General features: G+C 63.2%; 11 protein-coding genes and 1 other RNA gene. 10 read left to right on the top strand and 2 right to left on the bottom strand.

The features are described from left to right. Positions 1–98: 98 nt before the first annotated feature. The 6 genes from ompA to HPF_RS17285 all read left to right on the top strand — a co-directional run bounded on the left by ompA (position 99) and on the right by HPF_RS17285 (position 5,106). Positions 99–767, top strand: coding sequence for an outer membrane protein OmpA (gene ompA / locus HPF_RS17310; RefSeq protein WP_066155797.1), 669 nt, complete (start codon positions 99–101; stop codon positions 765–767). An 800-nt stretch (positions 768–1,567) separates the two neighbouring features. Next, a complete protein-coding gene (locus HPF_RS17305) occupies positions 1,568–2,524 on the top strand; it encodes a hypothetical protein (protein WP_133157326.1) in 957 nt (318 codons plus the stop codon). A gap of 20 nt (positions 2,525–2,544) precedes the next feature. Next, positions 2,545–3,249, top strand: a complete 705-nt coding sequence (gene ubiG / locus HPF_RS17300; protein WP_066155803.1) for a bifunctional 2-polyprenyl-6-hydroxyphenol methylase/3-demethylubiquinol 3-O-methyltransferase UbiG — start codon at positions 2,545–2,547, stop codon at positions 3,247–3,249. Further along, positions 3,246–3,917 (top strand): phosphoglycolate phosphatase, encoded by a 672-nt coding sequence (gph, locus tag HPF_RS17295; protein WP_079365239.1) that lies wholly within the window; start codon positions 3,246–3,248, stop codon positions 3,915–3,917. Before ubiG ends, gph begins: the two co-directional genes overlap by 4 nt. Before the next feature lie 14 nt (positions 3,918–3,931). Next, positions 3,932–4,320: a transfer-messenger RNA gene (gene ssrA / locus HPF_RS17290) on the top strand. A 51-nt stretch (positions 4,321–4,371) separates the two neighbouring features. Next, on the top strand, positions 4,372–5,106 hold the full coding sequence (locus tag HPF_RS17285; RefSeq protein ID WP_066155861.1) for a 16S rRNA pseudouridine(516) synthase: 735 nt from the start codon (positions 4,372–4,374) through the stop codon (positions 5,104–5,106). Between the two features lie 22 nt (positions 5,107–5,128). On the opposite strand, the gene HPF_RS17280 is transcribed toward HPF_RS17285, so the two are convergent. After that, positions 5,129–5,860, bottom strand: a complete 732-nt coding sequence (locus HPF_RS17280) for a DUF2726 domain-containing protein (protein WP_066155863.1) — start codon at positions 5,858–5,860, stop codon at positions 5,129–5,131. A gap of 224 nt (positions 5,861–6,084) precedes the next feature. Next, on the bottom strand, positions 6,085–6,900 hold the full coding sequence (locus HPF_RS17275; RefSeq protein ID WP_133157325.1) for an alpha/beta fold hydrolase: 816 nt from the start codon (positions 6,898–6,900) through the stop codon (positions 6,085–6,087). Between the two features lie 55 nt (positions 6,901–6,955). On the opposite strand from HPF_RS17275, the gene HPF_RS17270 reads away from it, so the two are divergent. From HPF_RS17270 to HPF_RS17255, 4 genes are all read left to right on the top strand, one after another. Further along, on the top strand, positions 6,956–7,846 hold the full coding sequence (locus tag HPF_RS17270; protein WP_133157324.1) for an EI24 domain-containing protein: 891 nt from the start codon (positions 6,956–6,958) through the stop codon (positions 7,844–7,846). A 5-nt stretch (positions 7,847–7,851) separates the two neighbouring features. Further along, a complete protein-coding gene (locus HPF_RS17265) occupies positions 7,852–8,682 on the top strand; it encodes a competence/damage-inducible protein A (protein WP_133157323.1) in 831 nt (276 codons plus the stop codon). A gap of 248 nt (positions 8,683–8,930) precedes the next feature. Beyond that, positions 8,931–10,346, top strand: coding sequence for a type I glutamate--ammonia ligase (glnA, locus tag HPF_RS17260; RefSeq protein WP_066155873.1), 1,416 nt, complete (start codon positions 8,931–8,933; stop codon positions 10,344–10,346). A 192-nt stretch (positions 10,347–10,538) separates the two neighbouring features. After that, positions 10,539–11,126 carry a hypothetical protein gene (locus tag HPF_RS17255; protein ID WP_373270134.1) on the top strand — a complete coding sequence of 196 codons (588 nt, stop codon included), beginning with the start codon at positions 10,539–10,541 and terminating at the stop codon, positions 11,124–11,126. The last annotated feature ends 19 nt before the right edge of the window (positions 11,127–11,145 follow it).

Below are 11,145 nucleotides of genomic sequence, written 5' to 3'. Positions count from 1 at the left end.
GGCTTGTGGCACAATGATTTGAGCGTTACAGGTGGTGGTCACCTCGAGCGCGTTCAATCAGAAATCAGCCGTCTGCGGCTTACTCCAAGAGGAAAACCATGAAAAAACTGAACTCAGTGGCAATGCTGTTCGCAACCGCCGCCATGGCATCGGCTGCTTTCGCTGCTCCCTCGAGCGGTACTGCGACGAACGACAACTGGCGCAGCGGCCATGGCAACCTCCAGTGGAAGAATGGTGATGGCACCCTGTGCTGGCGCGATGCCAACTGGACGCCCGCCACTGCAGCCAAGGGCTGTGACGGCGCGATCGTGCCGGCGCCCGCCCCCGCGCCTGCTCCGGCACCCGCACCTGCTGCTGCCCCGGCTCCGGCGCCCGCACCGGCCCCCGCTCCCGCACCGGCCCCTGCTGCCACCAAGGTGACCTACGCCGCCGACGCCTTCTTCGATTTCGACAAGGCTGTTCTGAAGCCGGAAGGCAAGGCCAAGCTGGACGATCTGGCCGACAAGGTCAAGGGCATCAACCTGGAAGTGGTGATCGCTGTTGGCCACACCGATGCCACCGGTACCGACGGATACAACCAGAAGCTGTCCGTGCGTCGTGCCGAAGCCGTCAAGGCCTATCTGGTGAGCAAGGGCATCGAAAGCAACCGCGTCTACACCGAAGGCAAGGGCGAAGGCCAGCCGGTGGCAGACAACGGCACCAAGGAAGGTCGTGCCAAGAACCGCCGCGTGGAAGTCGAGGTGGTGGGCACCCGCACCAACAAGTAAGACTTGCCGGTCTCGTTTCTTTCAAAAAGCCCCAGGCGTGCAAATGCCTGGGGCTTTTTGCTGGGCGCCCGATGCTGTGTCCTGGGCTTCGCCAGCATCCTGACGGCACCGTTGCATGCGGGTGAGGCACTTGTCCTCTCGCCAGAATGCCTCGACGTCGTTGTGCCCTCGGGCATTCAGCGCCCGGTCGTGGTGGCTGTGTTGTCGCCCAGGATGGTTTACAGCATGACCGAGTGGCCCCGAATGAGGGCTGCTGCGGAGGCAGAGGGTTTTGATACTGTCGCCTGGTGGACGCCAGATCTGACGAATGATGAGGGTGTCCTGGCGGCACAAAGGGCCGGGTGGTCGGTCCGCGAGATGGCCGATGTGGTCCGGGTGCCCGACGCGTGTGCCGGATCGTTGGGGCATCCGAATCACTTTCCATACAGCAGGGTGCTGGACCGAGGTGGGATGCATGCCTGGCCGATCTGGGGTGTGATGCCGAATCAAGCCTGGGTGGATTCCTTGCGCTGGCGGTTGTGGTCGCTGCAGCAACCCAGGGAGGGGCGCAGACCATGACTCCGGCGGTCTTGCGACGAATGGTTCCGTGGACTCTGGCCTGCTGCATTGGCCTGGCTTGGTCCGCAGACGTCACCGGGTCTTCCTGCATTCCCGCGGTCAGCTACCTGCCCCTGGACGCCGCGGTCGTGGGGACTGACGCGAACGGCGTACCCTCCTTGGGCACCTATGAACGCATCAGCCCTGACGGGCGGTTTGTGTTGCGCTCGTACTCAGGCAAACGCCTCGGAGAGGTGTCGTTGATGGAACTGCCCTCCGAGCCGGACGATCGTATCCGAGCCTACCGGACACCCTTGAGCAACGAGGCCTTTCCGGTGCAGGGCAGCTGGCGATACTTGGTGGATGTGGATGGACGCCATTTCCGTCTGCGCGACGTGCTGCGGTCTGAGGCGGGTGCCAAACCGCTCTTCCAGGGGGGTATGCGGGGCTTCTACGCGGCTGCATCCGAACTGGATGCTCGCGATGCGCCAGATCCGTCCCTCGTCTGGATCAGGTCCATGAGTTGGCCGCAAGGCGACCGGTCCGGTCAGGGCACGGGGCCGTTGCAGGTCAGGACCATCGCGATCCTCGACGATGGCCGGGCGGCAGAGGTCGTGTCCGACACCGGCCCCCAGTTCATCTGTGGCTCTCGGCGGGCCGTCGACGGTGGGGTGTACACCTTGCCCATGATTTCTGTGGATGGGCGCGAGTTTTCAGCCATACCCATCAACCCACGGGTGGGTCAACCATCGATGCGTGTGTATGGGCTGTCGACCGTGATTCCGGGTGCGGATCATGGTTGTGAGCCTCGGATGGACCTCAAGGCTTCGCCGGGGAAGGCCGTGTTCGCATTCCCCGGCCGCACCTCCGCGATGCTGGCCTACACCGACAACGCCAGCGTGTACTTCGTGGACCGGCGCGCCCCGCTGCAGGACCAGGTGTTTCGCATTGATGACGAGCGCACGCAGGTGCTGGCGAGTGCTTTTCCCGGATTCACTCGCGACGGCCGTATCTTGTTTGGCGCCACTTGGCAGGATTGCACGGTCCATGGCCGGTGTGAAAGCCGGGCCGGCTATGTGGTGGCCGACCCATATCAGAATGCCGACTACCGGCAACAGGTTCAACGCCTCGGTCTGTCGACGGAGAAGCTCTGCATCACACACGCCGATGTCCAGAGGGAGCGCAGGCACTTCGCCTCCGAACTGGGGCTGGCGCCCTGAGCACATGGGACAATGAAAACATGAACAACGTCAATGCCGACCCGGCCGAACTGGCCAAATTCTCTGATTTGGCTCATCGCTGGTGGGACCCTGACAGCGAGTTCAAGCCTCTGCATCAGATCAACCCTTTGCGACTGGGCTGGATTGATGGCCAGGTGTCGCTGGCGGGCAAGCGCGTTCTGGACATCGGATGCGGCGGCGGCATCCTGTCCGACTCCATGGCGCGCAAGGGCGCGGACGTCACGGGCATTGATCTCTCAACCAAGGCGTTGAAGGTCGCGCAGTTGCATGCGCTGGAAGCCGGAACACAGAACGTGTCGTATCGCGAGATCAGTGCCGAGGCGCTGGCGCAGGAGCAGCCCGCCGGCTTCGATGTGGTGACCTGCATGGAGATGCTCGAGCATGTCCCGGACCCCTCTTCGGTTGTCCGCGCGTGTTCCGCGCTCGTGAAGCCTGGCGGCTGGGTCTTTTTTTCGACCATCAACCGCAACCCCAAATCGTTCCTGTTTGCAATTGTCGGCGCCGAGTATCTGTTGCGCATGCTCCCCAAGGGCACGCACGAATACGCCAAGATGATCCGTCCGAGCGAGCTGGCAGCGCATTGCCGCGCAGCGGGTTTGTCTCTTGAGCAAACCCGGGGCATGGAATACAACCCCTTGACCCAGCGCTACTGGCTCAGCAGCGACACCAGCGTGAACTACCTGGTGTCCAGCCGCAAGCCATGACGTCTTTTGCTGGCGTTCGCGCGGTGCTGTTCGATCTGGACGGCACCCTGATCGACAGTGCTCCCGATCTGGCGGGTGCTGCCAACGCCATGCGCATCAGCCGCCAACTGACGCCAATTCCCCTGGATCGTTACCGCGCGCATTCGGGCTCTGGTGCGCGCGGCATGTTGCGGGTGGCTTTCGATACCGGACCTGGCGATCACGGCTTTGAAGACCTCAAGCAGGAATTTTTCGATCACTACCAGAGCCGGTTGCTGCTGCAGACATGTCTGTTCGACGGTGTCGAGAGGCTGGTGGGCAGGCTGATGGAGCAGGGCCTCTTCTGGGGCGTGGTGACCAACAAGGGCGAGCGCTTCACCCGGCCGCTGACCCAGTCCATGCCGCTGTTTGCCAGGGCTGCCGCCGTCATCAGCGGCGACACCACGCCACACACCAAGCCCCATCCCGAGCCACTGCTGGAAGCAGCCCGCCGCATCGGGGTTTCGCCCGCGGATTGCCTCTACGTGGGCGACGACATTCGCGACATCCAGGCCGGTCGCGCCGCGGGAATGCGCACGGTGGCTGCGATGTACGGCTACCTGGGGCCAGAGGCCGACGTGTCGACCTGGGGCGCGGACGAAATCATTGAGGTGCCCCTTGGGCTCTTGAAATGGCTGGGACTGCCTTAAACTACCGATTCCAAGGGGCTGCACTGGTTTCGACGTGGGTTCGGACACGCAGCAGGGCATGTCGAGGTTCTGTCACCTCGTAAAACAGCAGAAAAAAACTAACTGCAAACGACGAACGTTTCGCACTCGCCGCTTAATTGCCGGTGAGCTTTGCAACAGCAGGCCTATGGGCTGGGCAAGGGTCTGATCAGCGCAAGCTGTGAGGGTCCAGGCTGCAAAGTTATTTACATAGGCTGGTCGCGCGACGGGCAACTTGTCGCGCGGTGAGATCCAAGGTTGCTGGCGTCCTGGGCAGCGTGCCGCTGCGCGGCTCAGGGGGTGAGATCCAAAACAGACGGCTACACATGTAGAACTGCTCGAAGAAGGCTTGCGGACGGGGGTTCAAATCCCCCCAGCTCCACCATTCATCCAACCCCAGCCGTCACCGGCTGGGGTTTTTCATTGTTGTTTTGTCATGCTCGCGTTGCAGGACATCCTTTTCAGTCAGGGCTTCGGAACCCGTCGCGTCTGCTGCGGACTGGTCCAGCAGGGTTTCGTCGATCTGGGCGAGGCGCGGAACCCCTGCACGGACCCTGGAATCATGCTGGATGAGGACGGCCTGGTGTTCTGGGTGCAGGGTGTGCGCTGGACTTACCAGGAGTACGCCTACCTGATGCTGCACAAACCGGCTGGCTTCGAGTGCTCCCAGAAGCCTGGGGCTCATCCAGGTGTGTACACGCTGCTACCGGCCCCGCTGCGCCAGCGGGGAGGTGGTGCCGCCGCCGGGGTGCAGGCGGTGGGTCGGCTGGATCAGGACACCACGGGCCTGCTGCTGCTGTCCGACGATGGCAAATTCATTCACCGGATGACGTCGCCCAAGCACCATGTGCCCAAGGTGTACCAGGTGCAGGTGAAACATCCGCTCGATGAGCGTCAGACAGTCCGCCTGATGGATGGCGTCGTGCTGGATGACGATCCGAAGCCAGTGCGTGCAGCGGCGTGCCGGGCTCTGGGGCCGAACCACCTGGAGTTGACGCTGACGGAGGGCAAGTACCACCAGGTCAAGCGCATGGTGGCCGCTGTCGGGAACAGGGTGGAGGGGCTTCACAGGTCCCGGATCGGGAGCATTGAACTGACCGATGAGCTGCCAGTCGGACATTGGCGGTGGCTGACGGCCGACGAAGTGGCTGACCTGAGCCGCAAACAATGAGCCCCTTGACGGGGCGACCCGGTCAGAGCAGGTCGCCTTTGCGGCTGTCGAGCGGCATCAGGAACGAATTGTCCTGCCATTGGGAGCCCAGATCACTGACGCGTGAATCACCTGTGGTGCTGCCGGGCCAGGTCGACAGGGGACTGAAGTCACTGTGACGGGTGCTGCGCTGGCGGTTCAGTGCAGAGCGCAGATTGGCCTGTGCAGCGATGATGGCCCGTTCTTCCTGCTCGTGCTCACGCATGCTCTGCGCGGTGGGGGTCTCGCCGAGAAACTCGCTGCGGACTTCGGAAACCGTGGGCAGGCTGGACGAACGAACCACCCAGTAGGGGAGTCCGCATTGCGTGAGAAGGGAGTGTTTGAGCTGGCGCGTGCTCCTCGGGATGCCCGCCCGTCCAGGCACGTCCAGACAGCCGACCACCCGCCCGTCGGACTTGCAGATGGTGAACGTGCAGTAGACGCCCCCAAGCAGCCGGTACCAGTCCATTCCTTGCTGCTTCTCCCGGGGCAGGGTGAAGCGGGTGACCGGCAGCTTGATCATCACGTGGTGATCGTAGAAGGCCCGGGACAGCCAGTGCCACACCTGCAGCTCTTCTGAGTTCGCGATCACCCGGGTATCCAGTGGCCACCGCTTGGGAATCCTGCGCTGGGCCCGGGCTTTGCGACTCTCCCAGAGGCGATACATCCAAGCGCCGGTCACCAGCAGAGCGGGTACCAGCACGGAAAGCAGCCAAGGGTTGTTCCAGGCGATCATGCAAGTTTCAGTGACGGAGTGTGACCAAATGTAGTTGGATGATCGCGCAAACGGGCAGTTTTGTCGCAATTTGACACGTCGTTTGCGTGATTTCCTTGGGGGATTGGAGCCACTCGCCGACCAAAGCCCACGGTCGTGAGCGCGCGTTTCATGCCGGTTTCCGAGCGGCCAACCGGGCATTTTGCCGGCGCTGGAGGTGTGTTGCCATCCCACAAACGGGGGATTCACGGGAGTTCGGACAGAAACTCCCCAATGGCAGCGAGCACCGCGTCGGGTTGGTCCCGATGCGGGCTGTGCCCGCAAGCTTCCAGCACCAGGGTGCGGGCTGCAGCGTTCTTGGGTTGTATGTCCCGTACCTGCTGGAGGGTGCCGTACTCGTCGCTGGCTCCTTGAATAGCCAGCACAGGCGCTTGGATGTTTTGGCATTCGTGGCGAATGTCGAAGCTCAGGAATGTGGGATCTAGCCAGATGTCGTTCCATTGCCAGAAGGCGTTGTCGACATCCCTGTGATGGCGCGCCAGGCGTGACCGCAGGCCCTGTTCCCCGGGTTGCATGTAGGCGGACCTGGCCTGCTCGATGGACCGGATCGAGACATCCTCCACAAACACATGGGGTGCCATGACCACACAGGCTGTCACCGGATGCCGGCTGGCGTGCAGCAGCGCGATGGTGGCGCCGTCGGAGTGGCCCACAAGCACGGGCGCGTCGATGCCCAGTGCCTCCAGCAAGGCCGGCAGCACATCCAGGGCCTCTCGGTGCATGTAGTCGGGTTCGTGCCGTCCGGTGTGCCAGAACTCTCCGGCATGGGGCGCCCCGCGCACGTCGGGCACGGGGTCCGAGCACCCATAGCCTCTCCGGGAGTACACCCAGCCGGCCCGTCCGGTGGCGTTGCACAGTTCCATCGTCCAGTCGCGGCCTCGTTGGGTCCACATGGACACGCTGCCCAGCCCCTCGTGCAGGAACACCAACGGCGAGCGGCCGGTCGGGCCTGGGATGTGTCGAACTTCCAGGCGGGTGCCGTGGATGATGACGCTGTCCATCGTGTCTCCGCTTCGCGTGCCGCCTGGCTGGCGGGAAAACCGGTATTCTCGTTGCATGACTCAGCTGTTTGATGCGTTCTGGCGGGCGGTGGTGTACTGCATGCACCCGCGGGTGATCGGTTTGTCGTTCCTGCCCCTGGTGCTGATGGTCGCACTGTCTTTTGGGCTGGGCTATTTCTTCTGGGACACGTCTGTCGATGCCGTCACGCAGTGGCTGCAGACCTATGAACTGGTTCAGGGCTTTCTGGGCTGGCTGGATCGCGTCGGCCTAGGCTCCATGCGGACGGTGTTTGCACCGCTGGTGGTCCTGGTTCTGGCGACGCCGGTGATCGTGTTGCTGTGCCTGCTGCTGGTCGCCGTGTTCATGACTCCGTCCATGGTTGAACTGGTTGCGCAAAGGCGCTTTCCTTTGCTCGAACGCAGGCGTGGTGGCTCTTTCGTTCTCGGTCTGTTGTGGTCGCTGGGGTCCACGTTCGTGGCCCTGGTGGTACTGGTTCTTTCCATGCCCCTGTGGCTGGTTCCTCCGCTGGTGCTCATCCTTCCGCCGCTGATCTGGGGCTGGCTGACCTACCGCGTGTTTGCCTATGACGCACTGGCGCAGCATGCCAGCAGTGCCGAGCGCAAGACCATCCTGCGTGAACACCGTGGCAGCCTTCTGGTCATGGGCATCCTCAGCGGGTATCTGGGCGCGGCACCCAGCCTGCTCTGGGCATCGGGTGCCATGTTCGTGGCGCTGGCGCCCTTGCTGGTGCCGGTGGCCATCTGGATCTACACCCTGGTATTTGCGTTTGCGTCTCTGTGGTTCGCACATTTCACGCTGGCGGCGCTGCAGCGGATGCGCGCGGCGCAGGTGGTGGAGGTCCTGGATCCTGAGCCAGGAGGCCAACCAGCCATGCCGCTGGAGACCCTGCAGCCCACCACCGTTCTTCCGCCGCCTGGCGCCTGACCTCCATGAACACCAGCAAAGAGAACCCACCGGCGTTTGGTCTGATCATCATTGGCGATGAGATCCTGTCGGGCAAACGCGCCGACAAGCACTTGCCGAAGGTGGTCGAACTGCTGGCGGGAAGAGGCCTTTCGCTGGCGTGGGCTCGGTTCATCGGTGATGACCGCGAGCGCATCACCGACGCACTGCGGGAGGCGTTCGCCAGCGGTGATGTCGTGTTCAGCTGTGGTGGCATCGGGGCCACGCCCGACGACCACACGCGCCAGTGCGCGGCTGCGGCACTGCAGGTGGACCTGGCGCTCCACCCCGAGGCCCGCGACCTCATTGAGCAGCGTATGAGGGACGTGGCCGCCGAGAAGGGTGAGGTTCACGACCCCGAGAGGCCCGACAACATGCAACGGCTGAACATGGGGGTGTTCCCGGTCGGCGCGCGGATCATTCCCAACCCGTACAACAAGATTCCCGGGTTCAGCTGCGATGGGCCTGGTGGTGGTTCCGTGCATTTTGTCCCGGGGTTTCCCGTGATGGCCTGGCCGATGATCGAAGCGCTGCTGGATGGGGCGTACCGCCATCTGCACCGGCAAGACGCGTGGCAGGAGCGCTCGGTGGTGGTCATGGGGGCCATGGAGGCTACCTTGACCCCTCTCATGGAAACCATTGAGCGCGAGCACCCGGTGAAGGTGTTCAGCCTTCCCAGCGTGGACCACCCGGACTACGGGCGGCACATCGAACTGGGCGTCAAGGGTGCCCCAGACGCCGTGGCCCCGGCGTTTGCGTCGCTGCTTGACGGGCTTGAGCGGTTTGGTGCGGAGTTGGGACCCGAATTGGTGCGATAGTTGCTTGCACCAATATTGTGCATTCTGCTGGAATGCACCAGAACAATGCGCTGCATGCCGGGTTTACAGCGGTCACGCCGGGCATCCAGGCTTTGCAGCCCGCCGGCGCAGGGCGCTGCGCCATAATCTGCGCCGCCTTGGGGCCTGGCGCATCGTTGATTGAACCCGACGGCACAACTTTGGCACAGAAACTGCTTCATGCCCTTGTCAAATTCAGTTTTCCACTCACACAGCAACAGGAGTATTTGATGGCCAAGACCGTCGCAGACGTGATGCAAATGGTGAAGGACAACGAAGTCAAGTTCGTTGATTTCCGCTTCACCGACACCCGTGGTGCGCAGCAGCACACCACCGTGCCCGTGTCTCACTTCGATGAAGACAAGTTCGTTTCCGGCCATGCATTCGATGGCTCGTCCATCGCAGGCTGGAAGGGCATCGAAGCTTCCGACATGCAACTGATCCCCGATCCGAACACGGCCAACATCGACCCGTTTTACGAAGAGACGACGCTGATCCTCACCTGCGACGTCATCGAGCCTGCCGACGGCAAGGCCTACGACCGCGATCCCCGCTCCATCGCCAAGCGCGCCGAGGCTTACCTCAAGTCCTCGGGCCTGGGCGACACCGCCTTCTTCGGACCGGAACCCGAATTTTTCCTGTTCGACGGCGTGCGCTGGAGCACGGCCCCGGGCCACACCTTCTACGAAATCGAAGAGTACGAAGCCCCCTGGAACAAGGGTGCCAAGCTCGAAGGCGGCAACCGTGGCCACCGTCCGACGGTCAAGGGCGGTTACTTCCCCGTGCCCCCGGTCGACAGCACGCAGGACATGCGCGCCGAGATGGCACTGATCCTCGAATCGCTGGGCATCCCGGTCGAGGTGTTCCACCACGAAGTGGCGGGCGCGGGCCAGAACGAGATCGGCACCAAGTTCAGCACGCTGGTGCAGCGCGCCGACTGGACAGTCCTGCAGAAGTATGTTGTGCACAACGTGGCCAATGCCTACGGCAAGACGGCCACCTTCATGCCCAAGCCCTACGCCGGTGACAACGGTTCCGGCATGCACGTGCACCAGTCGGTCTGGAAGGACGGCAAGAACCTGTTCGCTGGCGACGGTTACGCCGGCCTGAGCGAGTTCGCGCTGTATTACATCGGCGGCATCATCAAGCACGCCCGCGCCCTGAACGCCATCACCAACCCCGGTACGAACTCGTACAAGCGGCTGGTGCCGCACTTCGAAGCCCCGGTGAAGCTGGCCTACTCGGCCAAGAACCGTTCGGCCTCCATCCGCATCCCGTACGTCGCCAACCCGAAGGGCCGCCGCGTGGAAGCCCGCTTCCCCGATCCCCTGATGAACCCCTACCTGGGCTTCTCGGCGCTGCTGATGGCCGGTCTGGATGGCGTGGAAAACAAGATCCACCCGGGCGAGGCAGCGACCAAGGACCTTTACCACCTGCCGCCGGAAGAGGACAAGCTGGTCCCGACCGTGTGCCACAGCCTGGACATGGCGCTGGACTACCTGGACAAGGACCGCGCGTTCCTGACCAAGGGTGGCGTGTTCACCGACTCCATGCTGGACGCCTACATCGAACTGAAGATGGGCGAAGTCAACCGCAGCCGTATCGAAGTGTCGCCGGTGGAGTTCGACATGTACTACAGCCTGTGATGGCGGGCCCGGGATCACCCGGGCCTCGCTTCGCAGATGAAAAGGACGGCTCGGCCGTCCTTTTTTTTTGGGCCGTTCGGACGGGCGCGCGGGCGCCCTGTCATGGCGGATACCATGCGACCTGTTTTTGGGTCATACTGAAAATTGATTCTCAATGCGCCCACAGCGCCTGGAGCCCACGTGTTGTCGAAGCTGAACGTTGCCGCAAGAACCCATCGCGTCCTGATCCTTTCCGTTGCCGTGGCGTGGTGCCTGCCGTCTTTGGCGCAAGAGCGCATCTATCGCTGTGGCAATGAATACACCAACAACGCCACGGTGGCGAAGGCCCAGGGCTGCAAGCTGATGGAGGGCGGCAACATCACCGTCATTCAAGGCCCGGCGCCGCAGGCGGCTCCGCGGTCTGCCAGTTCGTCGACAGCGCCCCGCAGCGCACCTCGCAACGACTCTGCTGAGCAGCGTGCACGCGACAGCGATGCCCGCCAGATCCTCGAGATGGAGTTGAGAAAGGCAGAAGAGCGGCTGGCCCAGGCGCAGAAGGCCTACGCCAATGGGCAGCCCGAGAAAGAAGGCATCGAGTCGCGCAACTACCAGCGCTATCTCGACCGTGTGGCCGAACTCAAGGCGTCGGTGGGCCGGGCCGAGGCAGATGTGAGTGGTCTGCGGCGCGAACTGGCCCGCATGGGCGGTGCGCCGATGGCGCCGCCAGCGGCGTCGGGCCCCGCGGGACCCGCTCCTGCGGTGCCGGGTGCGAGCGGGCCGTCCGAACCTGCCGCAAAATAGCCGGCTTGAAAAAGCCAGA

The organism is Hydrogenophaga pseudoflava (genome assembly GCF_004353865.1).
In the GTDB taxonomy this organism is placed as follows: Bacteria; Pseudomonadota; Gammaproteobacteria; order Burkholderiales; family Burkholderiaceae_C; genus Hydrogenophaga; species Hydrogenophaga pseudoflava.
Note: the sequence above shows the minus strand (reverse complement) of the source record. Positions and strands in the feature narration are given on the sequence as shown.